Annotated in this window: 24 protein-coding genes; 18 read left to right on the top strand and 6 right to left on the bottom strand. The window is 65.2% G+C overall.

The window, feature by feature from the left end:
- Nucleotides 1–280: 280 nt before the first annotated feature.
- Nucleotides 281–952 (bottom strand): hypothetical protein, encoded by a 672-nt coding sequence (locus QZL87_RS08730; RefSeq protein ID WP_295326435.1) that lies wholly within the window; start codon nt 950–952, stop codon nt 281–283.
- Between the two features lie 199 nt (nt 953–1,151).
- On the opposite strand from QZL87_RS08730, the gene ispH reads away from it, so the two are divergent.
- The 3 genes from ispH (at nt 1,152) to rnhA (ending at nt 3,832) form a co-directional block, all read left to right on the top strand.
- Nucleotides 1,152–2,132 carry a 4-hydroxy-3-methylbut-2-enyl diphosphate reductase gene (ispH, locus tag QZL87_RS08725; RefSeq protein ID WP_295326433.1) on the top strand — a complete coding sequence of 327 codons (981 nt, stop codon included), beginning with the start codon at nt 1,152–1,154 and terminating at the stop codon, nt 2,130–2,132.
- 267 nt (nt 2,133–2,399) lie between these two features.
- A complete protein-coding gene (gene thrB, locus QZL87_RS08720; RefSeq protein WP_295326430.1) occupies nt 2,400–3,362 on the top strand; it encodes a homoserine kinase in 963 nt (320 codons plus the stop codon).
- The gene (gene rnhA / locus QZL87_RS08715) at nt 3,359–3,832 is read left to right on the top strand and encodes a ribonuclease HI (RefSeq protein ID WP_295326427.1); all 474 of its coding nucleotides are present in this window, start codon (nt 3,359–3,361) and stop codon (nt 3,830–3,832) included. The genes thrB and rnhA overlap by 4 nt, the downstream gene beginning before the upstream one ends.
- 11 nt (nt 3,833–3,843) lie before the next feature.
- Here rnhA and QZL87_RS08710 read toward each other — a convergent pair whose 3' ends face one another.
- Both QZL87_RS08710 and QZL87_RS08705 read right to left on the bottom strand, forming a co-directional pair.
- Nucleotides 3,844–4,020 carry a DUF1508 domain-containing protein gene (locus QZL87_RS08710; RefSeq protein ID WP_295326425.1) on the bottom strand — a complete coding sequence of 59 codons (177 nt, stop codon included), beginning with the start codon at nt 4,018–4,020 and terminating at the stop codon, nt 3,844–3,846.
- Nucleotides 4,021–4,107: 87 nt separating this feature from the next.
- Nucleotides 4,108–5,238 (bottom strand): FAD-binding oxidoreductase, encoded by a 1,131-nt coding sequence (locus QZL87_RS08705; protein ID WP_295326422.1) that lies wholly within the window; start codon nt 5,236–5,238, stop codon nt 4,108–4,110.
- Nucleotides 5,239–5,334: 96 nt separating this feature from the next.
- On the opposite strand from QZL87_RS08705, the gene QZL87_RS08700 reads away from it, so the two are divergent.
- The 7 genes from QZL87_RS08700 (at nt 5,335) to QZL87_RS08670 (ending at nt 12,401) form a co-directional block, all read left to right on the top strand.
- On the top strand, nt 5,335–5,814 hold the full coding sequence (locus QZL87_RS08700; protein ID WP_295326420.1) for a prepilin peptidase: 480 nt from the start codon (nt 5,335–5,337) through the stop codon (nt 5,812–5,814).
- Between the two features lie 54 nt (nt 5,815–5,868).
- On the top strand, nt 5,869–6,900 hold the full coding sequence (gene cpaB / locus QZL87_RS08695) for a Flp pilus assembly protein CpaB (RefSeq protein WP_295326418.1): 1,032 nt from the start codon (nt 5,869–5,871) through the stop codon (nt 6,898–6,900).
- Nucleotide 6,901: 1 nt separating this feature from the next.
- Nucleotides 6,902–8,383: a type II and III secretion system protein family protein gene (locus tag QZL87_RS08690; RefSeq protein WP_295326417.1), complete on the top strand. Its 1,482-nt coding sequence runs from the start codon at nt 6,902–6,904 to the stop codon at nt 8,381–8,383.
- Nucleotides 8,384–8,408: 25 nt separating this feature from the next.
- The gene (locus tag QZL87_RS08685; protein WP_295326415.1) at nt 8,409–9,047 is read left to right on the top strand and encodes a CpaD family pilus assembly protein; all 639 of its coding nucleotides are present in this window, start codon (nt 8,409–8,411) and stop codon (nt 9,045–9,047) included.
- Nucleotides 9,044–10,315 carry a pilus assembly protein CpaE gene (locus tag QZL87_RS08680; RefSeq protein WP_295326413.1) on the top strand — a complete coding sequence of 424 codons (1,272 nt, stop codon included), beginning with the start codon at nt 9,044–9,046 and terminating at the stop codon, nt 10,313–10,315. The genes QZL87_RS08685 and QZL87_RS08680 overlap by 4 nt, the downstream gene beginning before the upstream one ends.
- Nucleotides 10,316–10,372: 57 nt before the next feature.
- Nucleotides 10,373–11,341 carry a type II secretion system F family protein gene (locus QZL87_RS08675; RefSeq protein ID WP_295326411.1) on the top strand — a complete coding sequence of 323 codons (969 nt, stop codon included), beginning with the start codon at nt 10,373–10,375 and terminating at the stop codon, nt 11,339–11,341.
- A gap of 103 nt (nt 11,342–11,444) precedes the next feature.
- Nucleotides 11,445–12,401: a type II secretion system F family protein gene (locus tag QZL87_RS08670; RefSeq protein WP_295326799.1), complete on the top strand. Its 957-nt coding sequence runs from the start codon at nt 11,445–11,447 to the stop codon at nt 12,399–12,401.
- A 62-nt stretch (nt 12,402–12,463) separates the two neighbouring features.
- Here QZL87_RS08670 and QZL87_RS08665 read toward each other — a convergent pair whose 3' ends face one another.
- Both QZL87_RS08665 and QZL87_RS08660 read right to left on the bottom strand, forming a co-directional pair.
- On the bottom strand, nt 12,464–13,465 hold the full coding sequence (locus QZL87_RS08665) for a fumarylacetoacetate hydrolase family protein (protein WP_295326409.1): 1,002 nt from the start codon (nt 13,463–13,465) through the stop codon (nt 12,464–12,466).
- Nucleotides 13,466–13,525: 60 nt separating this feature from the next.
- A complete protein-coding gene (locus QZL87_RS08660; RefSeq protein ID WP_295326407.1) occupies nt 13,526–13,939 on the bottom strand; it encodes a hypothetical protein in 414 nt (137 codons plus the stop codon).
- Nucleotides 13,940–14,088: 149 nt separating this feature from the next.
- Here QZL87_RS08660 and QZL87_RS08655 point away from each other — a divergent pair, with 149 nt between their 5' ends.
- On the top strand, nt 14,089–15,309 hold the full coding sequence (locus QZL87_RS08655) for an ATP-binding protein (protein WP_295326404.1): 1,221 nt from the start codon (nt 14,089–14,091) through the stop codon (nt 15,307–15,309).
- Here the strand turns inward: QZL87_RS08655 and QZL87_RS08650 are convergent.
- Nucleotides 15,306–16,619, bottom strand: a complete 1,314-nt coding sequence (locus QZL87_RS08650) for an aspartate aminotransferase family protein (RefSeq protein WP_295326402.1) — start codon at nt 16,617–16,619, stop codon at nt 15,306–15,308. The two genes, QZL87_RS08655 and QZL87_RS08650, sit on opposite strands and share 4 nt — an antisense overlap.
- A gap of 245 nt (nt 16,620–16,864) precedes the next feature.
- On the opposite strand from QZL87_RS08650, the gene QZL87_RS08645 reads away from it, so the two are divergent.
- The 7 genes from QZL87_RS08645 (at nt 16,865) to QZL87_RS08615 (ending at nt 24,991) form a co-directional block, all read left to right on the top strand.
- Complete coding sequence (locus tag QZL87_RS08645; protein ID WP_295326400.1) at nt 16,865–18,211, top strand: glutamine synthetase family protein; 1,347 nt, start codon at nt 16,865–16,867, stop codon at nt 18,209–18,211.
- Nucleotides 18,212–18,225: 14 nt separating this feature from the next.
- Nucleotides 18,226–19,488, top strand: a complete 1,263-nt coding sequence (locus QZL87_RS08640; RefSeq protein ID WP_295326398.1) for an FAD-binding oxidoreductase — start codon at nt 18,226–18,228, stop codon at nt 19,486–19,488.
- Between the two features lie 10 nt (nt 19,489–19,498).
- Entirely contained in the window at nt 19,499–20,890 is a 1,392-nt protein-coding gene (locus QZL87_RS08635; RefSeq protein WP_295326396.1) for a glutamine synthetase family protein, read from the top strand.
- Nucleotides 20,891–20,981: 91 nt separating this feature from the next.
- A complete protein-coding gene (locus QZL87_RS08630; RefSeq protein WP_295326394.1) occupies nt 20,982–22,088 on the top strand; it encodes a spermidine/putrescine ABC transporter substrate-binding protein in 1,107 nt (368 codons plus the stop codon).
- A 22-nt stretch (nt 22,089–22,110) separates the two neighbouring features.
- Entirely contained in the window at nt 22,111–23,016 is a 906-nt protein-coding gene (locus tag QZL87_RS08625; RefSeq protein WP_295326392.1) for an ABC transporter permease, read from the top strand.
- Nucleotides 23,016–23,858 (top strand): ABC transporter permease, encoded by an 843-nt coding sequence (locus QZL87_RS08620; protein WP_295326390.1) that lies wholly within the window; start codon nt 23,016–23,018, stop codon nt 23,856–23,858. The genes QZL87_RS08625 and QZL87_RS08620 overlap by 1 nt, the downstream gene beginning before the upstream one ends.
- 2 nt (nt 23,859–23,860) lie before the next feature.
- Nucleotides 23,861–24,991 carry an ABC transporter ATP-binding protein gene (locus QZL87_RS08615; protein ID WP_295326388.1) on the top strand — a complete coding sequence of 377 codons (1,131 nt, stop codon included), beginning with the start codon at nt 23,861–23,863 and terminating at the stop codon, nt 24,989–24,991.

The following is a 24,991-nucleotide window of genomic DNA, read 5'->3' as shown; positions in this document are numbered from 1 at the left end:
CTTCGGATATAATAATCACGATTGGGCGTGATCATCTTCAATTGAAAAACGCGGAGTGCTCCCGCGAAGGTGGGAGCCCATCACCTGCCGGCTCCATCTGAAACCGACCGGAGATGGGTCCCCGCCTTCGCGGGGACACATAATCCCTTCGAGCTTATCAATTCGCTCAAACGGAACTATCGCGCGCCCTAACGCAGCTTGGGGCACGCGAAAAGCCCTGCGTCGCCGGGCGGCGCGCAGGGCGTGCAGGAGCGAACGGCGCGCCGCGCCGCCGCAATGCCTATCGTCGGACGTTATATTCGAGCTGTTCCTGGGTCAGCTGAAAGCCGACTAGCAGCTCGAAACTGGCGCGTTGCACCGCCGCGCGCACCTCGGGAAGGCTCAGCGGATCGATCGCGGCGTCCTGATCCCCCGGCTTGCGCTTGCGGGTGATGCGCTCATGAATATCGGCGGGAAGCGTGGCGGCAGCGCGATCGACATAGGCCGAGGCCTGCCCGCGCCCCGTGCCGCGCACCTGCCCTTCGGCAAAGGTCACGGCGACGTTGCCGAGGCGCTTCGCGACCACCGCGGTCCCGCCCTGGAGCACCGTGGCATAATAAGGCAGCGTCACGGTACGCGCCGGCCCGGCCTCGCGCCGCGTCGCGACGACGTCGAAACTCGCGAGCTGATAGACTTTCTCGCCCGTGTCGTTGCACTGCGGCGTTACATTGGTAATCGCCGCGACGACGTCGATCGCGCTCGCGTCGCGGCTCGTCGCGGGATCGAACAGCGTGATGTCGCCGGTGTGCAGCGGCACGGCGACCGCCGGACAGGCGCTCCGCGTCGCGGTGATACCGACGCCGCCCGCGATCGCGATTTCATTATCCTTCGCGCAGCCCGCCGCCGTCGCCACGGCCGCCGTGCCGCACAGCACGGTCAGGAATTTACGCGACGGGAACGAAATGGACATCATGATGATCGGGCTTTCCAAACAGGCGCACGGGACTAGGGCCGGGACGATTGATCCCGCTTCATGCGCGCCGCTTCTTATCGGTGCGATGAACGCGGCGCAACAAAGAGAACGACAAAGGGAGGCGGCAAGGGAAACGGCAGGGGGATGGGGACGAAGCGGCTTTACCCCATGGGACTTGCTGCGCTAGAGCGCGCGCATCATGAACGCTCCCTATCCGACGACGCCCGCACGGGGCCGCGAAGCGGCAGAACTCAAGGTTCTGATCGCCGCGCCGCGCGGATTCTGCGCCGGCGTCGATCGCGCGATCCGCATCGTCGAACTCGCGCTGCAGAAATATGGCGCGCCGGTCTATGTCCGGCACGAGATCGTGCATAACCGCTATGTCGTCGACTCGCTGAAGGCCAAAGGCGCGATTTTCGTCGAATCGCTCGACCAGGTCCCCGATGGCGTCCCTGTCGTATTCAGCGCGCATGGCGTGCCGAAGGCGGTTCCGGCGAAGGCCGAGATGCGCGGGCTCGACTATATCGACGCCACCTGCCCGCTGGTGTCGAAGGTGCATCGTCAGGCCGAGCGCGCGCATGATGCCGGGCGGCATATCATTTTCGTCGGCCATGCGGGCCATCCCGAAGTCGTCGGTACGCTCGGCCAGCTTCCCGAAGGCGCGATGACGCTGGTCGAATCGGTCGACGACGTCGCCGCGCTCGCGCCATCCGATCCCGACATGCTGTCCTATCTGACCCAGACCACCCTGTCGGTCGACGACACACGCGACATCATCGCGGCGCTTCAGCACCGCTTCCCCGCGATCAGCGGGCCGCGGGGCGAGGATATTTGCTACGCCACCTCGAACCGGCAGGACGCGGTGAAGGCGATCGCCGGGCAGTGCGACCGCATGATCGTGATCGGGGCGCCGAACAGTTCGAACAGCCTGCGCCTTGTCGAGGTCGCCGAGCGGCTCGGCACCCCCGCCCATCTCGTCCAGCGCGGCAGCGACATCGATCCGGCCTGGCTGGAAAATATCGCGACGCTCGGCATCACCGCCGGCGCCAGCGCGCCGGAAACGCTCGTCCGCGAAGTGATCGATGCCGTGGCGGCGGTTCGGCCGGTCGTCGAAGACATCGTCGTCACCGCCGAAGAACATATGATCTTCAAGCTGCCGCGTGGGCTCGAAGCCGCATAGGGTCAAAACCCGTGCATGACGCGGTCGAGGTTTGAAGCGATTTTGTTCAGGGCAAGGAGGCGAGACGCAGCCATATGAATATATTGCAAGGCTCGCTGACGCGGCCATGGACAAAATCGGTCAAATCCCGAAGGGACGTCGAAATGGCTTCGATCTCGCCTCCGCCCGGCCTTGCAGATGGAACCACCATCCGCAGCGGCCACGCGAAGGCGATATCTTCGCCATTTCGACGCCTCGACCGCGTCATGCACGGGCTTTGACCCTTCAATGGCCGTCTATACCCACGTCGAGCCCGACGACCTTGCGGCGCTTGTGGCGCGTTACGACATCGGCACCGTCGTGTCGTGCAAGGGCATTGCCGAGGGCGTCGAGAACAGCAATTTCCTCCTCGAAACCACCGGGGGACGCTTCATCCTGACGCTCTACGAAAAGCGCGTCAGCGAAGGCGATCTGCCGTTTTTCGTCGATCTGCTCGACCATCTCGCGAGCCGGCACTGCCCGGTTCCGGCGATGATCCGCGACCGCGAGGGCGTTGCCATCCAGCAGGTCTCAGGACGTTCGGCCTGCGTCATCCAGTTTCTCCAGGGCATTTCGCTGACCCAGCCGACGCCGGGTCAGTGCGAAGCCGCCGGCGCGGCGCTCGGAGCGATGCACCGCGCGCTCGAAACCTATGCCGGCGGGCGCGAAAACAGCATGGGCCACGGTCATTGGCACGCCATCGCCGAGGGGGCGGGCAATCTCGATGCCGTGCTTCCGGGGCTCCAGGCGATCGTCGATGACGAGCTTCGGCATCTCGATGCGCACTGGCCTGTCGATTTGCCTGCGCACGTCATCCATGCCGACCTCTTCCCCGACAATGTGCTGATGCTCGGCGACCGGGTCACCGGGCTGATCGATTTCTATTTTGCCGCGAGCGATTTCCGCGCCTATGATCTGGTCATCACCCATGCCTCATGGGCTTTTTCGGCCGACGGCAAAACGTGCGATCCGGCGCGCGCGCGCGCGCTGATGCGCGGCTATGCAGGCGAAATATCGTTGACGGAAGCGGAGATCGCCGCACTCCCCCTGCTCGCGCGCGGCGCTTCGCTTCGCTTCCTGCTCACACGCGCGCATGACTGGATCCATACGCCTCCCGACGCGCTCGTCACGCGCAAGGATCCGTCGCCCTTCCTCGCCCGCCTGCAACGCTATCGCGCCGCCGACGCCGCCGGCCTGTTCGCGCTCGCATGACGACGGCCGCCGGCAGGACCGTGATCGTCGCCACCGACGGCGCGTGCAAGGGCAATCCCGGTCCCGGCGGCTGGGGCGCCGTGCTGCGCTGGGGCGACGTCGTGAAGACCTTGTCGGGCGGCGAACCCGACACGACGAACAACCGCATGGAATTGATGGCCGCGATCGAGGCGCTCGCCGCGCTCAAGCGCAGCTGCAACGTCGAACTGTCGACCGACAGCGTCTACGTCCGCGACGGCATCACCAAATGGGTCTTCGGCTGGCAGAAGAATGGCTGGAAGACGGCGGCCAAAAAACCCGTCGCCAATGCCGATCTGTGGCAACGGCTGATCAAGGAAAGCGCGCGCCACAAGGTCGAATGGATCTGGGTCAAGGGCCACGCGGGCCACGGCGACAATGAACTCGCCGACCGGCTTGCCAGCGATGCCGCGCTCGAAGTCGCGCGGGCGCGCAAGGCGCCCGCGCGCTAACCCCTAAGAGATTACTCGGTTTCGCGAACTTCGGCGCCGGGACCGTTCTTCAGGATAGAGTCGATGGCGTTTTTGGCCGACGCCTTGCTGCTATAGCCCTCGGTCCAGAAGATCGGCTCGCTATTATATTTGAAATAGGCGACAAATTCACCGGCCTTGTTCTTCTTGATCTCGAAATAATGGGCCATGCCATCCTCCACATATCGCGCCGCGCCGGGGGTGGCGGGCTAAACACAGGTTAATTCAATCGTTTCGCAGCGCAAGACAAGATGGGCTCAGGCGAAGCGCGAAGGAGCGAAAGGCAAGGAGTCGATCCGTCCGATCGGCCCGGAAGGCGCCGGAGCCCCCAATTGCGCCGCGAGCAGCGCCGAAATCGCCGGCGCGGTCTGGATGCCGAACCCGCCCTGCCCCGCGCACCAGACAAACCGGTTTTCATCGCGATCGGCGCCGAAAACCGGAATCCGGTCGGGCGCGAAGCTGCGCAGGCCCGCCCATTTGCGCTCGACCGCCGCCACGGGCCAGTCGACGACCGACTGCAGTCGCTCGATCGCGATGGCGACGTCCATATCCTCGGGCGCCACGTCGTGCGCCATGGCCGGTGTCTCGTCGTGCGGGCTCAGCCATATGCGCCCCACGCTTTCGCCCTTGAAATAGAACCGGCCGCCGACATGGATCACCAGCGGCAGTTCGGCCGGAACCGCAACGCCGAGCCGCACCTGAAGCACCGTCCGCCGATAGGGCTGGATTCCAAGCGGCGCGACGCCGCAAGCGGCGGCGACCTCGTCCGCCCATGCCCCCGCGGCGTTGACGATCACCGCCGCGTCCATCTCCTCCTCGCCCAGCCGAACCCGCCACCCGTCGCCCGCGCGGCGGGCGCGGCGCAGCGGCGCGCGGGTAACCAGCGCGGCGCCCGCGCGCTTCGCGGCGCGCAGATAGGCCGCGTGGAGGCCGCCGACATCGATGTCCCGGCACGCGCCTTCATAGGCTGCTTCGCTCCACTCGGATCGCAGGCCCGGAACCCTTGCGGCGATGGCTTCCCCCGACAGGCGCTCGATCTCCACGCCCTTCGCCCCGAACTCGGCGGCGAAGGCCTCGACCGCCGCCGCTTCGGAGGTCCGCCCGATCGTCAACGCCGAGCGCGGCGACAGGAACGCATGGTCCGAAAATTCGGGGTCGGGATCCAGCAACGCTCCCAGCGACGCCAGCGTCAAGGGCTGCACCCGTGCGCCGCCATAGGTTTCGTGCCAGAAGGCGGCCGACCGGCCCGTCGCGTGATAGCCGGGCGCATTCTCGGCTTCGGCCAGCACGACGCGGCGCCATGGCGCGAGCGCGGCGGCCAGGCTCGCGCCCGCGATTCCGGCGCCGACGATCAGCACATCGGTGGCAGAGGGCGGCCGGTCGGTCATGGCCCGCCGCATATCGGCTGGACCGCGGAATGCAAGCCGCGGCGTCGCCCGCAACATGGTTACCCTTTGGTAAGCCATGTTGCGTAGAGGGGCCAAATGGATAGCGCGATCTCGCTCGGCCTGATGGTCATTCTCGGCCTGCTGATGATGGCCGCGGCGATCAGCGACGTCCGGTCGCGGACGATTTCCAACCAGCTCAACGCCGCCATGGCGCTGCTCGCAATCCCCTTCTGGATCGCCTCCGGTCTCGCATTCTGGCCCGACGTCGCGATCCAACTCGGCGCGGCCCTTCTGGTCTTCCTGCTTTTCGCCGGATTGTTCGCGATGGGCGCGATGGGCGGCGGCGACGTGAAAATGATCGGCGCGGTGATGCTCTGGATCCCGCTTCCGCTGTTCCTGCCGATGCTGATGGTCATGGCGATAGGCGGCGGCCTCCTGTCCGCGGCGATGCTTATCCACATGAAATTGCGCCCTTCGGAGCGGTCGGTCGAGGTCCCCTACGGAGTCGCCATCGCCGCTGCGGGGCTTTGGGCGCTTCACCAACACTATCTTAACCAGTTTCAGGCTATCGGATGACCTGAGGGAAAAGCACGACCGTCTCTGGTGGGTGCAGGAGGGCGAAAACTCGTCATGGATACGCGAAAGATTATGCTGATCGTCGGCGCGCTGGTGATTGCCATCGGCGCGGCGTTCGGGGTCAACCAGATGTTGCGCGGCGCCGCCGCCCCGAAGGCACGAGCCGCCGCGGCGCCCGAAATCACCGGCCCGATGATCCTCGTCGCGACGCGGCAGTTGCCGGTCGGCACGATTATCGGCCCCGACAGCTTCCGGTTTCAGCCGTGGCCGAAGGAACTGGTCGAAAAAGCCTATTTCCTGAAGGACAAGACCGACGTGAACAATCTCGTCGGCACTGTCGTGCGCCATGCGATCACCGCCGGGCAGCCGCTCACGCAAGGGGCCCTCGTCCATCCCGACGACCGAGGCTTCCTCGCCGCGGCGCTTGGTCCCGGAATGCGCGCGGTCACCGTCAAGGTTTCGCGCGAAGAGGGTGTCGGCGGCTTCGTCTTTCCGGGCGACCGCGTCGACGTCGTGCTCGCACAGCAGCTCGCGGTCGATTCCGAGACCTCATCCTATCCGGACAAGCAATTGTTCACCGCCGAGACGATCATCCGCAACGTTCGTGTCCTGGCGACGGACCAGCGCTACAATGCCGAGGACGAGACGGGCAAGACGCCGGTGCGTACCTTCAGCTCGGTGACGCTCGAAGCGACGCCGGAGATCGCCGAGAAGATCGCCGTCGCCCAGGACATGGGCAAATTGTCGCTCGCGCTGCGTCCGCTGGCCGAAACCGCCGGCGAACTCGAGGCTGCGATCGCCTCGGGCGAGATCGACGTTCCCGCGGGCAGTGCCGCCGAGAAGAAGATGCTGGCCGAAGCCGCCGCGCGTCCGACCGCCAGCCGCTCGTCGGCGACGACCGGCGGCGACGTCTCGCGTTTCTGGGTCCCGGTGCGCGGCCGCGTCCGCGCGCCGAGTTCGCAGCCCGAGAACAAGGGCGACTATGCGCCGTCGGGCGAGGGGCGCCAGACGGCCGCGCCGGCCGGCCCGGTCGTGCGCGTGACCCGCGGCGACAAGATGACCGAAGTTCCGGTTGGGGGTAAATAAGATGAACAGCAAAGCCAATTTCAAGGCGGCGGCGCTCGCTCGCACCCTGGCTATCGGCCTGGTGGCGGCCCCGCTCGCGACGGCGCCCTCGCAGCCAGCCATCGCCCAGGCCGTCCAGAACGCCAACGGCAGCCTCGAACTGTCGGTGGGGCGCGGCCGCCTGGTCAGCCTTCCCGCCACCATGTCCGATGTCTTCGTCGCCAACGACGACGTCGCCGACGTCCAGGTCCGCTCGGGCCGCCAGCTCTATGTCTTTGGCAAAAAGCCCGGCGAAACCAGCATCTATGCCACCGATTCCGGCGGCCGGGTCGTCTTTTCGACCGTCGCCCGCGTCGGCAACAATATCGAGACGATCGACCAGATGCTGGCGCTCGCGATGCCCGAAGCAAGCATTGTGGCGACCCCGATGAACGGCTTTGTCCTGCTCACCGGGACGGTCCGCTCGCCCGACGACGCGGCCGAATCCGAACGGCTGGTTCAGGCCTTTGTCGGCGAAGAAACCAAGGTGCTCTCGCGCTTGCGCACCGCGACGCCGCTGCAGGTCAATCTGCAGGTCCGCATCGCCGAAGTGAACCGGTCGCTGGTTAAGGAAATCAGCGGCAACCTCCTGACACGCGACACCGACGGTCCGCTCGGCAACGGGTTTCTGGGCGGAGTCTTCGGTGGCCGCCAGGCGGGCACAATCACGACCGATGCCAATGGCAACACCACCTATACGATCACTACGCCGGCAGGGACGCGCAGCCTTGCCGGGGCGGGCCGCCTGTTCGGGCTCGACCTCATCGCCTCGCTCGACATCGGCGAGCGGTCGGGTCTGGTCGCGACGCTGGCGCAGCCCAATCTGACCGCGATTTCGGGCGAGACCGCCGAGTTCCTGGCGGGCGGCGAATTTCCGGTTCCGATCCCCGGCAACTTCGCGGGCACGACGATCGAATATCGCAAATATGGCGTCAGCCTCGCCTATACGCCGACCGTATTGTCGAACGGGCGGATCAGCCTGCGCGTCCGGCCCGAAGTGTCCGAACTCTCGACCGAAGGCGCGATCGAGATGCAGGGCTTCCAGGTTCCGGCGCTGACGATCCGCCGCGCCGAAACGACGGTCGAGCTCGGCTCGGGCGAAAGCTTCATGATCGCGGGGCTGCTCAACAACCGCTCGATCGGAGCGATCGACAAGATGCCCGGTCTCGGCGATGTTCCGCTGCTCGGCACGCTGTTCAAATCGGACAGCTTCCGCCGCGGCGAAACCGAACTTGTCATCGTCGTGACGCCCTATCTGGTCCAGCCCGTGTCGGCGAACGACATCAAGCTGCCGACCGACGCGTTCCAGGACACGCACGATCTGCAACGGCTGCTGCTCAACCAGACGAGCGACGGCGTGACCGGCGGCGACCGCCCCAAACCGCGGCTCGATACCGATGTTGGCGACGCCGACCGGCCGCGGACGGGCGGCGGCAGCGTCGCCCCCGGTTTCAGCATCAAGTGACGCGCTGGATTTCAGGAGCAAAGTGATGAAGAAAATCGCAACTTGGACGATCCTGGCATGCGCGAGTTCGCTCGCCGGCTGCACCGGCGCCGCATATAGCAACCGCAGCCTGGAATCGGTGCATCAGCCGGTGGTGCGCAACAGCCTTTATCAATTCGACGTCGCGACCGCGAATGGCGAACTGCCGCCCAGCGAACAGGGCCGCCTGCAGGGCTGGCTCGACGCCATGGGGGTTCGCTACGGCGACCGCATCGCGGTGGAGGATCCGTCGGCTTACGGCGCATCGTCGGCGCAGGCGACGGTCCGCGCCATGGTCGAACGCCGCGGGCTGTTGCTGAGCCGCGAGGCGCCGGTAACGACGGGCGCGGTTCCGGAAGGCTATCTGCGCGTGGTCGTGACCCGCGCGTCGGCTTCGGTTCCAGGATGCCCCAATTGGGACAGCAAATCGTCATTGAACTCGGCCAATGCGACCTCGTCCAACTATGGCTGCGCGGTCAACGGCAACCTCGCCGCGATGGTCGCCGACCCCAATGATCTGATCAAGGGAACGAGCGACACGGGGCATGACCCGCTCGCAGCGACGCGCGCGATCCAGACCTACCGCACAAAGCCCCAGACCGGGGCGGCAGGACTGAGCAAGGTATCAACCGGAGGTGGTCAGTGAACGCTCCTTTCAAATCAGCGGGACTGCGCGATCCCTTCAACGCCTTCGTCTGCGACGACGATACGCTGGAACTGATCCGCGCGGCGGCGGGCGACATGGGCTGGCCGGTCGAAAAGTGCAACAAGGGCGGGCTGCGCAACGCGGTGCAATCGCTGTCGGTGTCCGCGAGCCCGAACATCCTGTTCGTCGACATGTCCGAATCGGGTGATCCGATCAACGACATCAACGCGCTGGCCGAAGTCTGCGAACCCGGGACGGTCGTGATCGCCGCGGGTCAGGTCAACGACGTGCGCCTGTATCGCGACCTCTTGTCGAGCGGCATCCAGGATTATCTTCTGAAGCCGCTGTCGCTCGAACAGGTCCGTGAATCGCTGACCATGGCGCAGGCGATGCTGTCGGCCCCGAAACACGCGGACATGCACGACGACAAGCCGCACCATATGATGGGCGTCGTCGGCGTTCGCGGCGGCGTGGGCGCCTCGCTGGTGGCGACCTCGCTCGCCTGGGCGATCAGCGAACAGGCCGACCGTCAGACGGCGCTGCTCGATCTCGACGTCCATTTCGGAACGGGTGCGCTTACGCTCGACCTCGAACCCGGTCGCGGCCTGATCGATGCGATCGACAATCCGAGCCGGATCGACGGCCTGTTCATCGAGCGCGCGATGGTGCGCGCATCCGACAAGCTCAGCCTGCTGTCGGCCGAAGCGCCGATCCACCAGCCGGTGATGACCGACGGCTCGGCCTTTTTCCAGCTGGAGGAAGAACTGCGGGGCGCGTTCGAGATGACGATCGTCGACATCCCGCGCCAGGTTCTGATCCCCTTCCCGCACCTGGTGTCGGAGATGGGAACGATTCTGCTCGTCAGCGACGTGACGCTCGCCGCGGCGCGCGACACGATCCGGCTTCTGTCGTGGTTCAAGCAGAACATTCCCGGCGCGCGCGTCGTCCTCGTCGCGAACAAGTTTCAAAGCGCGGTCGGCGAACTGTCGCGCAAGGAATTTGAATCGTCGATCGAACGGCCGATCGACATCGTCATCCCGTTCGATCCGAAGCTCGTCGTCCAGGCGGCGAAGCTCGGGAAATCCTACGCCGAAACCTGCAAGGGAACCAAGTCGGCGCAGGTCTGGAACAATCTCATGCGCCTCGTCCTCGACGGCGCCGATGTCCATGCCGGGGATGCGCCGGTCACCGCCGTGAAAGACAAGTCGGGCGGCTCGCTGCTTGGCAAGCTCGGCCTGACCAAAAAGGGCGCGAAACAGGCGGCGTGAGGGCGTGCATGACGCGCCGTCACAACCTCCAGCGATAGAAGCGGACACCAGCTGACCATGAACCTGCCAGTCATCCTGATCATCGCCGGAGCTTTCCTGGCCTTCGCCCTGCTCGTCATTCTGGTCGGCGGGCCTTCGGCGGGCAAAGCGAAGACGCGGCGGCTGGCGATGGTCAAGGATCGCCATGCGGCTTCGACCGAAGCGGTCGTCGCGGCGCAAATGCGCAAGACGATCCAGTCGGGCCGCGCGGGCGGCTCCTCGCTGACTCATCTGCTGCCGCGCCGCGAAGAGCTCGAGAAAAGGATTCGCCGGACCGGCAAGAGCTGGACGCTGACGCAATATATATTTGCAACGATGATCATCTTCGTCGTCGCCACCGGCGCGATGCTCGTCGTCCGCGCCCCCGTCCTGATGGCGGGGCTCGTCGGATTGCTGCTCAGCCTCGGCCTCCCCTATCTGGTCGTCGGCATGACGATCAAAAAGCGCGTCGCGGCTTTCAACAGCCGCTTTCCCGACGCGATCGACCTGCTCGTGCGCGGTCTCAAGTCGGGTCTGCCGGTCACCGAAACCTTCCAGGTCGTGAGTCACGAGCTCCCCGGTCCGGTCGGCGAGGAGTTCAGGGGCGTCGTCGAACGCATCCGCATCGGCAACACGATGGAAGCCGCGTTGCAGGAATCGGCCGAAATGTTGGACACCCCCGAATTCCAGTTCTTCTGCATCACGATCCAGATCCAGCGCGAGACCGGCGGCAATCTCGCCGAGACGCTTGCCAACCTGTCGGACGTCCTGCGCAAGCGCGCCCAGATGAAGCTCAAGATCAAGGCGATGTCGTCGGAAGCCAAGGCGTCCGCCTATATCGTCGGCGCGCTGCCCTTTTTCGTGTTCGGCGTCGTCTGGACGGTGAACCCCGGCTATCTCGCCGGCTTTTTCGCCGAGGAGCGGCTCATCATTGCGGGTATCGGCGGTCTGGTCTGGATGAGCATCGGCGCCGGCATCATGGCTAAGATGGTCAATTTCGAAATTTGAAGGGGCAGAGACAGTGAACAGCAGCCTCCTTCTCTCATCGGCCTTCTCGGGTGCGCAGAGCGGTCCGACCCTGCTCGGCGTCGACGTCGTATGGGCCGGCACCATGCTGGCGGCGGTCGGCGTCTTCGCCGTGCTGTTCGCGATCTACAACGCGCTGTCCGTGCGCAACCCGATGACGAAGCGCGTCAAGGCGCTCAACGAACGCCGCGAACAGTTGAAAGCCGGCATCACCGCCTCGACAGCGAAGCGCCGTGCCCGGTTGGTCCGCAAGAACCAGACCGCCGACAAGATGCGGACCTTCCTCGGCAAGCTCCAGGTCCTCCAGGACAGTCAGATCAAGGAAGTCCAGCAAAAGCTCGCGCAAGCCGGCATCCGGTCGAAGGACCTCGCCGTCGCGGTGATCTTCGGTCGCATGGTGCTGCCGATCCTGTTTGGGGGGCTCGCGCTTTTTCTGATCTATTGGGTCGACATGTGGCCCGACCTGACTTCGGTCAAACGCTCTGCCTATACGATGGGCGCGCTGATCCTGGGTTACAAGGCGCCCGACCTCTTCGTCGATAATATGCGCCAGAAGCGGACCGACGCGATCCGCAAGGGCCTTCCCGACGCGCTCGACCTGCTCGTCATCTGCGCCGAGGCGGGTCTGACGGTCGACTCGGCTTTCGCCCGCGTGGCGAAAGAACTCGGCCGCGCCTATCCCGAACTGGGCGAAGAGTTCGCGCTGACGTCGATCGAACTCAGCTTCCTGACCGAGCGCCGGCAGGCGTTCGAGAATTTCGCCTACCGCGTGAATCTGGAGTCGGTGAAGGGCGTCGTCACGACCATGATCCAGACCGAAAAATACGGCACGCCGCTCGCGTCCGCGCTTCGCGTATTGTCGGCCGAATTTCGCAATGAACGCATGATGCGCGCCGAGGAAAAGGCCGCGCGTCTGCCTGCGATCATGACGGTGCCGCTGATCCTGTTCATCCTGCCGGTGCTGTTCATCGTCATTCTGGGCCCGGCGGCTTGCTCGCTGAGCGACGCGATGTCGGGCGGCGCCTTCGGCGGCAAGGGCTGACCGCCCTGGCTTCCACATAGGATCGAGAAGAGGGCGGAAAGCAATTTCCGCCCTCTTTGCCGTTAGCCGACCGTCTGCTCGATCGCGCCAAAAATGCTATGATGGCGGTCGTCGTCCATCCAGATGCGGACCGTATCGCCCTTCTTCATGAACGGCGTCCTGGGCTCGCCCAGCCGGATCGTCTCGACCGTCCGCACTTCGGCGAGGCAGCTATAGCCCAGCCCGCCTTCGGCGATCGGCTTGCCCGGCCCGCCGTCGGCGTCGCGGTTCGACACGGTGCCCGATCCGATGATCGTGCCCGCGCCCAGATCGCGGGTTTTCGCGGCATGCGCGATCAGCGCGCCGAAATCGAAAGTCATATCGACCCCCGCGTCGGCGCGGCCCAGCGGCTCGCCATTCAGATCGACCGACAGCGTTCCGTGCAGTTTGCCGTCCTTCCAGCGATCGCCGAGCGCATCGGGCGTCACGAACACCGGCGACATCGCGCTCGACGGTTTCGACTGGAAAAAGCCGAAGCCCTTGGCGAGTTCGGCCGGGATCAGCCCGCGCAGCGACACATCGTTGGTGAGGCCGACGAGCAGGATCTTCTCGCGCGCCGCAACGGCATCGATACCCGCCGGCACATCGCCCGTCACGACGACGACCTCGGCCTCCATGTCGCAGCCCCATGCGGGATCGCCGAGCGGTATAGGATCGCGAGGCCCCAGAAAGGCGTCGCTGCCGCCCTGATACATCAGCGGATCGTGCCAGAAGCTGTCGGGCATTTCGGCGCCGCGCGCCTGCCGCACCAGCGCGACATGATTCACATAGGCGCTGCCGTCGGCCCATTGATAGGCGCGCGGCAGCGGCGATGCCGCATCATGCTCGTGGAACCGCTCCTTTGGAATCGCGTCATGGTTCAGATCTTCGGCAAGCGCGGCGAGGCGCGGCGCGGCGTCGGCCCAATTGTCGAGCGCCGCCTGCATCGTCGCCGCGATCTGACCGGCGTCAGCAAACCAGGCCAGATCGTCCGAAACGACGACGAGCCGGCCGTCGCGGCCCTTTTTGAGCGATGCTAGTTTCACGAAAACTCCCTTGTCTGACGATGCGGCCGAAAACCGTCATCGCCTGCCGGGAAGCGATAATCAGCGCGACGTCGTGATCGATGCGAAACAGGTAAAGCCGCTCTGCCCCGCCTGCAAGCGCCGGATATATTGCAGATAGGCCTGCGACTGGTTGTAGGTCGTTCCGGGCAGCGTCTGGCCGCGGAACGCACGCTTCACTTCCTCGCCGGTGAACGGCCGCGGCGATCCCGGAAAGGCGCCCTTCGTCCCCGCCGGCACCAGCTTGCCCGCGCGGTCGATATATTGACCGGCCGCCGTCGCTCCAGGCACGGGAATCTCGCAGTTCATCACCGACACGGCGGTCTGCGCAAAGGCGGGCCGGATCGTCAGCGCCGCCGACACGCCGGCGGCGCCGAGCGCCAGCATCCTGCGGCGCGACGGAACGGCTTCGCCATCCATTTCGGGCGGACCGGGTGGAATGTCGCTCTTTTCCATGCCCGGCGCATAACGCAATGAAGCGTCAAGGAAAAGCAAAAGACCGCCGCAGCCGTTCGGCTTCCCGCTTTGGCACAGCCTCCCCCAAAACATTAACCGCCGCAAAGCCGCTTGCGCTGATCCCATGCTTCGTGCGACGCGGGCGGCGCATGTTCGATCGCCTGTCCAGCCTCGTCATCGCCCTGACACTCGTCGTCATCGCGGCGATCCTTGCCGCGCTGACGAGCGGCGGCGCCCTGTCGATCGCGATGATGGCGGTGGCGGGTTTCGCCGCCGCCGCCATCGTCTACAGCGCCCTTCCCGCCCCGCTCCCCGAAGCGCCGAGCACGGTGCCGGCGACCGAAGCGCCGCCGGTCTCGCTCCTTCGCCATCCCGATTTCGCGAGCTGGGTCGATCAGGAGAAGGATCCGCTCCTTGGCGTCGCCGACAATATCGTCGCGATCGCCAACGACGCGGCGATCCGTCTGCTCGGCCGCCATATCGTTGGCGCCGATATACGCACGGCGATCCGCCATCCGGCGGCGGCGGAGTGGCTATCGCGCATCGGTGACGGTCCGCTTTCAACGGTCAATCTCGTCGATTTCCCCCGCCCCGGCCAGCGCTGGACGATGCGCGTCGCCGCGCTGTCGGGCGGACAGTGCATCGTCATGCTGTCGGACCATTCGGCGATCGACGCCGCCGACCGGATGCGATCGGATTTCGTCGCCAACGCAAGCCACGAGCTGCGCACGCCGCTCGCCGCGATCCTCGGCTATGTCGAGACGCTGCAGGACATGAACGGCGATACCGACGCGCCGACGCGCAGCCGTTTCCTGTCGATCATCCACCGCGAGGCGGGGCGGATGCAACAGCTCGTCATCGACCTGCTCTCGATCTCACGCGTCGAGGCCGATCGCTTTCGCCGCCCGACGACGCCGGTCGACCTCGCCGCGATCGTCCAGACGTCGGTCGCGCAGCTTCGCGACAGCGAACAGCCGCGCGCAAAGGACATCGTCGCGGTGCTCGGCGACGCGCCGCAGCCGATGCTCGGCGACGGCGCGCAACTGGGGCAGCTTGCGCACAATATCATTTCGAACGCGATGAAATATGGTCATCCGGGAACCCCCGTCACCGTCGAACTGGTCCGCGAGGGAAGCCGCGTGCGGCTGTCGGTCCGCGACGAAGGCGACGGCATCGCGCCCGACCATCTGCCGCGCCTCACCGAACGCTTCTACCGCGTCGACCGCGGCCGTTCGCGCGCTGCCGGCGGCACCGGCCTGGGCCTCGCGATCGTCAAACACATCAGCGAGCGCCATCAGGGTCAGCTCGACATCGAAAGCGAGCTTGGCAAGGGAACGAAGGTGTCGGTGACCTTCCCGCTTGCCGGCTAGTCGATTGCGCTCAGCAGATCGGCGATCCGTCCGAACATCTCGTCGATCTGCGGCTTTTCGACGATCAGCGGCGGCGACAGCGCGATGATGTCGCCCGTCGCGCGGACGAGCAGCCCATTGTCGAAACAGGCGTGGAACAGCTCCATCGCGCGCGCGGTGGGCGCCCCCGGACGCGGTTCGAGTTCGATCCCCGCGACGAGCCCGATCGTACGGATGTCGATGATATGGCGCCGCCCTTTCAGGCTGTGCGCCGCATCCTCCCAATAGGAAGCGAGTTCGTTCGCGCGGTCGAACAGGCCTTCTCGCGCATAAAGGTCGAGCGCCGCGAGCCCCGCCGCGCTCGCCAGCGGGTGGCCCGAATAGGTATAGCCGTGGAACAGCTCGATCCCGCCCGGCACGCTGTCCAGCACCGCATCGTGCAGTTCGCGCTTCACCGCCACCGCCCCCATCGGCACCGCCGCGTTGGTGAGCCCCTTCGCCATGGTGACGATGTCCGGCGTCACGCCCCAGGCTTCGGACGCCGTCGCGCCGCCGACGCGCCCGAAGGCGGTGATCACCTCGTCGAAGATCAGAATGATGCCGTGCCGGTCGCAAATCTCGCGCAGACGCTGGAGATAGCCGACGGGCGGCAAAAGCACCCCGGTCGATCCCGCCATCGGTTCGACGATCACCGCGGCGATCGTTTCGGCGCCGTGCAGGTCGACGAGGCGCTGGAGATCGTCGGCGAGCTCGGCGCCATGCTGCGGAAAGCCGCGTGTGAAGGCGTTGCGCGCAACGTCGTGCGTGTGGCGGAGATGGTCGACCCCGGGCAGCCCCGGCCAGGTCCGGCGATTGCTGACGATCCCGCCGACGCTGATCCCCCCGAAGCCGGTGCCGTGATAGCCGCGCTCGCGCCCGATCAGCCGCGTCCGCGTCCCCTCTCCTTTCGCGCGCTGGATAGCGAGCGCAATTTTCAGTGCCGTATCAACCGATTCGGAGCCGCTGTTGGTAAAGAATATGCGGTCGAGCCCCGCAGGCATCAGGTCGCCGAGCCGCTGCGCCAGTTCGAACGGCAGCGGGTGGCCGAGCTGAAAGGTCGGCGCGAAATCGAGCGTCGCGGCCGCCTTCGCAATCGCCTCGCTGATTTCGGGGCGGCAATGGCCGGCGTTGCTGCACCATAGACCCGATGTCCCGTCGAGGATCTCGCGCCCGTCGCTCGACCGATAGAACATGCCGCTCGCCGAGACGAGCTGACGCGGCTGGCTCTTGAAGGCGCGGTTCGCGGTGAAGGGCATCCAGAAGGCGGCTAGCTGGTCGTTGTCACCTCTCATAGCCGCTTATCTCCCCAAGCCTCGTCATTGCGAGGAGCCGAAGGCGACGCGGCAATCCAGAGCAGGCGTAAACCGCGCTGGATTGCTTCGCTTCGCTCGCAATGACGGCGTTTAATCTGACGCGCCGCCGTACCGCTGGCAACAGCGAAAATGGCCGAATAACCGCCCCTCTGGCACTTCGCCCGGTCATGCGATACGCTGCCCCTTCCACAAGCGGGCCGGCTCCTCGGCCCAATCGGGGGCGCATGTCAGTCAATCTGGAACAATGGATCAGCGATCATAAGATCGACGAAGTCGAATGTATCGTCCCCGACATCAACGGGGTTCAGCGCGGCAAGGTGTTGCCGGCCAAGAAGTTCCTCTCATCGGTCAAGGACAAATCGCTGCGCATTCCGGGCAGCGTGTTCATCTGCACGATCGACGGCCATTATCCCGAGGACATCGACGACATTTGGGACAAGGATCCCGACAAGATACTGCTTGCCGACCCCGATACGATCTGCGTCGCGCCGGGCTTCACCTCGCCGACCGCCTTCGTCATCGCCGACGCCTATAACGGCGACGGAACCGAGGTCGACATCGCGCCGCGCACGATCCTCAAGAAAGTGCTCGGCCTCTACGCGGACAAGGGCTGGAAGCCGATCATCGCGCCCGAGGTCGAATTCTACCTCGTCTCGCAGAACACCGACCCCGACTTCCCATTGACCCCGCCGACCGGCCAGTCGGGGCGCAGCGAAAGCGCCAGCCAGCCCTACGGGCTCGAGGCGATGAACGAATATGAGGACATCATCGATCATATCTATGACGATTGCGAGCTGATGGGGCTCGACATCGACACGATGATCCACGAAATGGGCGCCGCGCAACTCGAGGTGAACTTCATCCACGGCGACCCGCTGCGCCTCGCCGACGAGGTCTTCCTGTTCAAGCGCGTCGTGCGTAACGTCGCGAAGCAGCATGATGTCTACGCGACTTTCATGGCGAACCCGATGGCGGGCCAGCCGGGCAGCGCGATGCACCTCCATCAGTCGGTCGTCGACGCCGAAACCGGGCGCAACCTGTTCGCGACCGCCAACGGCCGCGACAGCGCGGCGTTCCGCAGCTATATCGCCGGGCTGATCCGCTTCATGCCGCAAATCTCGCCGATGTGGGCGCCCAATGTGAACAGTTTCCGTCGCATGCGCCCCGACAGCGCCGCGCCGATCAACGTCCAGTGGGGCGAGGATAACCGGAGCTGCGGCTTTCGCGTGCCGATCGCCGACAAGCACAACCGCCGCGTCGAAAACCGCCTGCCCGGCGCCGACAGCAATCCCTATCTCGCCATCGCGGCGTCGCTCGTCTGCGGCTATATCGGCATGGTCGACCGCATGGTCCCGCCCAAGCCGATCAGCGGCAGCGCCTATAATCGCGCACGCACTCTGCCGCGCACCCTGGAAGCCGCGCTCGACCGCTTCGCCTCGTGCAAGAAGGTCCGCAACCTGCTCGGCGACGATTTCTTCGAAATCTTCTTCGCGGTGAAGGATTATGAGCTGTTCAACTATCAATCGGTGGTGTCGAGCTGGGAACGCGAACATCTGCTGATGCGGGTCTGATCCGCGCGCCGGCGATGACCGATCCGCTCAGCCACAGCTATTATGCCGCGACCGCGCACGACTGGCGACCGCGCGCATTCGAAGGCGATCTCGCATGCGACGTTGCCGTGATCGGCGGCGGCTTCACGGGGCTCAGCGCGGCGCTCGCGTGCGCCGAGCGCGGTTTTTCGGTGATCCTGTTCGAAGCCGAGCATATCGGCTTCGGCGCCTCGGGACGCAACGGCGGACAACTGGTTCCGGGCCTCCGCTGGACGGCGTCGGAACTCGAAGCGGAATTTGGCCGCGAACGCGCCGATGCCCTGTTCGACCTTTGCTGGCGCGACAATCGCGTGAAAGCTCGGATCGCGCAGCACGCCATCGCCTGCGACCTCAAAGCCGGCCATCTGGAGGCGGCGTGGACGCACAAGGATTTCGACGCGATGCGGCGCGAGGCCGATTACCTCGCCACGCGCTTCGGCTATCCAAGCGATATTGTCGCCAAGGCCGCCATGGGCGCTCACATCGCGAGCCCACTCTATCATGGCGGCATCTACGATCCGCGTGGCGGGCATTTCCACCCGCTGAATTATGCGATCGGGCTGGCGAAGGCGGCGGAGACCGCCGGGGTTCGCATCGTCGAGGGATGGCGGGTGGAAGGCCTCCTCGATTTCGATCCGGGCGAATTGCTCACCCGCGACGCTTCGGTCGAAGCCCGCTATTTCATCAATGCAACCGACAGCTGGATCGGCGATCTCGAACCCGATTTCGGCCGCTATACCGTGCCGATCATGAACTATAATATCGCGACCGCGCCGCTCGCCAATGCCGACGAACTGCTGCCCACCGACGCCGCGGTCGCCGACAGCCGCTTCGTGCTCAACTATTTCCGCCTGTCGGCCGACAAAAGGCTGATCTTCGGCGGCGGCGAGCGTCACTCGCAGACGCCGCCGCGCGACATAGCTGCATTTGTGCGGCCGTTCATGGCACAGGTTTTCCCGCAGATTGCCGGTGCAAGGATCGACTATGGCTGGGGCGGCGCGGTGGCGGTAACGATGAACCGTTTGCCGCATATCGGACGGCGCGGGAACATCTTCTACGCGCACGGATTTTCGGGCCACGGCGCGCTGGTGACGACGCTCGCGGGCGAGCTGATCGCCGAAGCGATGGCGGGAACCGCCGAACGCTTCGACGTTCTGGCGAGCCTGCCGTCGCGGCCCTTCCCGGGCGGAGAATGGCTGCGCCGCCCGCTCGCCACGCTCGGGCTGCTCTGGTATGCGCTGCGCGACCGGTTGGGGTGAAGGAGCCTATATGTCGAAGTCATCGGGCGTGATCGCGCCGCGCTCCGAGGCGGAGGCCTTCTTCAAGGCGAACCCCGGCGTCGATTCGATCGAGATGATCTACACCGACATGGGCGGCGTCCCGCGCGGCAAGCGGTTGCGGCAGCACGAAGTGCTCGCGGTCTATGACAGCGGCCGCATGATGCCGGGATCGATCACCGTCGTCGACATCACCGGGCAGGATACGGTCGAAACCGGCCTCGTCTGGGAGGATGGCGACGCCGACCGATCGATGAAGCCGGTTCCCGGCACCCTCGTCCGCACGCCATGGGGCGGCGATCGTGCCGCGCAATTTCTCGTCGATTTCTACGAGCTCGACGGCACCCCTCACGACCTCGACCCGCGCCATGTGCTGGGCCGCGTCGTCGACCGTTTCGCCGCCGATGGCCTCATTCCGGTGCTCGCGGTCGAGCTCGAATTCTACCTCGTCGACCCGCGCCGCGCGCGCGACGGGAGCATCCGCCCCGCCCGACCCGGCTACAGCCGCAGCGCCCCGCGTAATGTCGAGGTCTATGGCCTGCGCGAACTCGATGACTTCCGTCCCTTCTTCGACGCGCTCTACGCCGCGACCGACGTGCAGGGCTTGCCGCTCGAAAGCGCCATCTCCGAATTCGCGCCCGGCCAGTTCGAACTGACCCTCCGCCACAAGCCCGACGCGCTGCGCGCCTGCGACGATGCGATCATGTACAAGCGCCTCGTCAAGGCGATCGCGCAGGCGCACGGCCTCGAGGCGACCTTCATGGCTAAGCCCTTCGCCGATCAGGCGGGCAGCGGCATGCACATCCACGTTTCGGTCGATGACGAGGCGGGCCGCAATATCTTCGCGAGCGACGATCCCGAAGGCGCGCCCGCGCTGCGCCACGCGATCGGCGGCATGATCGGCAGCGTCGGCGACGGCTTCGCCCTCTTCGCCCCGCACGCGAACAGCTATCGCCGTTTCAAGGCGAACAGCTACGCCCCCGTCGCGCCGACCTGGGGGGTCAACAACCGCACGGTGTCGTTCCGCATACCCGTCGGCCCGCCGCCGAGCCGCCATGTCGAGCATCGCGCGTGCGGCGCCGACGCCAACCCCTATCTCGCCGCAGCGGCGGTGCTCGCGGGGATGCACCATGGCATGGCGACCAGGGCCGATCCAGGTCCCGCGGTCGTCGGCAACGGATACGACCGCGACAACAGCAGCGAGGACAAGCCCCCGTCGAACTGGTTCGCCGCGGTCGACCGCTTCCACGCGTCGGGGCTGATGCGCGACTATCTCGGCGAGCGGTTCGTCGACATGTTCAGCATCGTGAAGCGCGTCGAACAGGATGTTTATTTCAGCGCCGTGCCGACGCTCGATTACGACTGGTATCTGCGCAACGCATGAAAGTTTCAACGATTCTCGGCACAGCGCAAAAATGCCTCTTTCCAAGCCGCCCCTATTGAGTCAGCTTGAGGTCCATACAGGGAGGCCGGCCATGGATTTCAACGAACTGATCAAGCAAACCCGCGGGCGTCGCTCGCTGCTCCAGGCGCTCGGCGCCGCGGCGGTCGGGATCAGTTTCGGCGGGCTCGCCGCGTGCGGCAAGCAGGGCGGCAAGACGCTCGCGAACGGCGAGGAGGCCAAGCTCAACTTCTATAATTGGGACACCTATATCGGCGAGAATACGCTCGACGGTTTCAAGGAAGCAACGGGCGTCGATGTGACGATGGACCTGTTCGACAGCAACGACGTGCTGTTCGCCAAATTCAAGGCGGGCAACCCCGGCTACGACGTGATCGTGCCGTCGAACGACTTCGTCGAGCGGATGACGAAGGCCGACATGCTGCTGCCGCTCGACCATAGCCTCATTCCGAACAAGCGGAATATCGATCCGGCCTACATCAACGTCGAATATGATCTGCAGCGCAAATATTCGATGCCCTACACCTGGCTCGTGACCGGCATCGGCTATCGCAAGTCGAAGGTGTCGTCGCCGCCCGACAGCTGGAAAGTCCTGTTCGACAGCCCCGAATATGCCGGCCGCATCGCCTGGCTGTCGGAGGCCGGCGACATGTTCCGGCTCTACGGCAAATATCTCGGCAAATCGGTCAACGCGCTGACCCCCGCGGACATCGCGACGATCGAAAGGATGATGATCAAGCAAAAGCCCAATGTGAAGAAATTCCACGAGGACGACGGGCAGGACCTGCTGCTGAAGGGCGATTGCGACGTCGTGCTCGAATATAATGGCGACATCGCGCAGGCGATGCTCGAGGACAAGGACATCGACTTCGTCATCCCCAAGGAAGGCAGCCAGCTCAACTCGGACAATCTGTGCATCCCGAAAGGCGCGCCGCACCCGAAGAATGCGCATGCCTTCATCAACTATATCCTCGACGCCAATGTCGACAAGCATATCACCGAGACGATCCTCTATCCGACGCCCAACACCGCGGCGCGCAAGCTGATGCCCGCCAGCTACAGCAACAATCCGGTGATCTTCCCGCCCGCCGAAGCCTTGGCGAAATGCGAATATGCGCGCTTCGACCCCGAGCTTCAGCCGCTGTTCGAGGAAGCCTTCACGAGGGTGCGAGCGGCCTGAAACCTGAAAGGGGCATCGGGGGATGGCCGGGCAGGACTGGAGAACGAACAGGCGCGTCTTCGCGGCCGTCTCGCTGCCCACCTTCTTGTGGGTCCTCCTCTTCTTCCTCCTGCCCATGGCGATCCTCTGGCTCTACAGCTTCGGCGAGAACAGGGGCCTTGCCGACATCGCAATCTCGGGCACGCTCGACAATTACAAGCGCGCGACCGAATGGCTCTATCTCACCATCTTTGGCAAGAGTTTCGCGATCGCGGCGCTCGTCACGCTGATTTGCCTGATCGTCGGTTTCCCGGTCGCGATGGCGATCACCTTCGCGAGCGAGAAGTGGCGGCCGTGGCTGCTCCTCGCCATCATGCTGCCCTTCTGGACCAATTTGCTCATCCGCACCTATGCGCTGATGATGCTGCTCGGGACGCAGGGCTATGCCAACAAGGGGCTCGGCGCGCTGTGGGAAGGCGCGAGCTGGCTCAAGACGCTCGCCGGCCTCCAGCCGCTGCCGACATGGGAACCGGTGCCGCTGCTCTTCAACAATTTCGCGCTCGTCTTCGGGCTCGTCTACGTCCACCTGCCCTTCATGGTGCTGCCGCTCTACGCCGCGCTCGACCGGCTCGACCGCAGCCTGATCGAGGCGAGCCTCGACCTTGGCGCGGGCCATTTTCGCACGATCATCCGTATCGTCGTCCCGCTCACGGCGCCGGGTATCGTCGCGGGGGTGATGATCACGCTGATCCCCGCGCTCGGCGCCTATCTGACCCCCGACCTGATGGGCGGGACCGACAGCCAGATGATCGCCAACGTCATCGAGCGCCAGTTCAAGAAAGCGAACGACTGGCCCTTCGGCGCCGCCCTCTCCTTCCTGCTGATCTATGCGATGTTCGCGCTGATCGCGATCCAGTCGATGCGCCGGAAGGTGCCGGAGGCGGGTTGATGGCGCTCTTCGCCCGCCGCCCGCGCACGCCGCTCGAATATGGCCGCAGGCTATGGATGCGCCTTTGGGTCGGTGCGGTGATGCTGTTCCTTTATGCGCCGCTGGCCGTGCTCGTGATCTTCAGCTTCAACGACAGCAGGCGCAACGTCGTCTGGCGCGGCTTCACGACGAAATATTACGAGAAGGCGCTCGGCAACGACCAGCTCGTCGAGGCCTTGCTCAACTCGCTGACCATCGCGGCGCTCGCGACGATCGTCAGCCTCGCGCTCGGCACCGTCTCGGCGGTGATGCTGTGGCGCTTCCGCTTTCCGCTGAAGGGCGCGGTCGACGGCACGATCTCGTTGCCGATCATCGTCCCCGAAATATGCCTCGGCGTCGCCTTTCTGATGTTCTTCGCGGGCATAGGCTGGCCGATCGGCCTCGTCTGGCCGTTCAACCTGGGCGCGATCACGATCGCGCACATCACCTTCTGCTTTCCCTTCGTGACGATGGTGGTGCGTTCGCGCCTCGCGAGCTTCAACCGCGAGCAGGAGGAGGCGGCGAAGGATTTGGGCGCGAGCGAGTGGCAGATGTTCCGCGACGTGCTGATTCCGCACCTCAAGCCCGCGCTCGTCGCGGGAGCCTTGCTGTCCTTCACGCTCAGCCTCGACGATTTCGTCATCACCTATTTCACCAGCGGCCCCGACACGATCACCTTCCCGGTGAAAGTCTATTCGATGGTCCGCTTCTCGGTGACGCCGGAGGTCAATGCGGCATCGACGCTGCTCATCGTCCTGACAGTCATCCTGACCTTCCTCGCGCTGAAGCTTCAGGGCGTCAAAACCATTGCGGAAACCCACTGACCATGACCGAACCCGCCCCGCCGATCATCCGGATCCGCAACGTCTCGAAACGTTTCGGCAAGATGACCGCGGTCGACAATGTCAGCCTCGACATCAACGCCGGCGAATTCTTCGTGCTCCTCGGCCCCTCGGGTTGCGGCAAGACGACCTTGCTCCGCATGATCGCCGGGTTCGAGCTGCCGACCGAGGGGCAGATCCTGATCGACGGACAGGACATGGCCGGCATCCCGCCAAACCGGCGTCCGGTGAATATGGTGTTCCAGAGCTACGCCGTTTTTCCGCACATGAGCGTTGCGGACAATGTCGCCTATGGTCTCAAGATCGCCGGCGTAAAGGGGGGCGAAATCAAGGATCGCGTCGCCGAAGCACTCGAACTGGTCAAGCTCGGCGGATTCGAGCGCCGGATGCCCGACCAGTTGTCGGGCGGGCAGCGCCAGCGCGTCGCGCTCGCGCGCAGCCTCGTCATGCGCCCGAAGGTGCTGCTGCTCGACGAGCCATTGTCGGCACTCGACGCGAAGCTGCGCGCACAAATGCAGTTCGAGCTTTCGGAATTGCAGGAAAAGGTCGGCATCACCTTCGTCACCGTCACCCACGATCAGGACGAGGCGCTGTCGATGGCGTGCCGGATCGCGGTGATCAACAAGGGCGAGGTGGCGCAGCTTGCGACGCCGTCGGATCTATACGAATTTCCCGCCAACCGTTTCGTCGCCGACTTTGTGGGGTCAGTGAATATGTTCGAGGGCAGGCTGACGGTCGATGAGCCCGGCAGGGCTGCGGTCGATTGTCCGGGCCTTGGAAAAGTGTATCTGAATCATGGTGTTACAGGATCGCACGGCGCCGGCGTCTGGGTCGCGCTGCGGCCCGAAAAAATCTATCTTCATGTCCCCGGCGCAGGCAAGGCCGTCAGGTCGGCGGCCGAGGATGCGCCCGAGGGGCACAATTTCGCGCGCGGGACGATCAAGGGGATGCGCTATCTTGGCGACATCACGCTGTTCGAGATCGAGCTCGAGACCGGCGCGCGCATCCGGGTGTCGCGCCCGAACCTGTCGCGCCGCGACCAGGAGGATTTCACCTGGGGCGACAAGGTGAGCATGCACTGGCGCGCCGACAGCCCGGTGGTGCTGCTCGGGTAG

The sequence above is a fragment of the uncultured Sphingopyxis sp. genome (assembly GCF_900078365.1).
Taxonomy (GTDB): domain Bacteria; phylum Pseudomonadota; class Alphaproteobacteria; order Sphingomonadales; family Sphingomonadaceae; genus Sphingopyxis.
The sequence above is the reverse complement of the archived record's forward strand: the minus strand, read 5'-3'. Positions and strand labels throughout refer to the sequence as shown.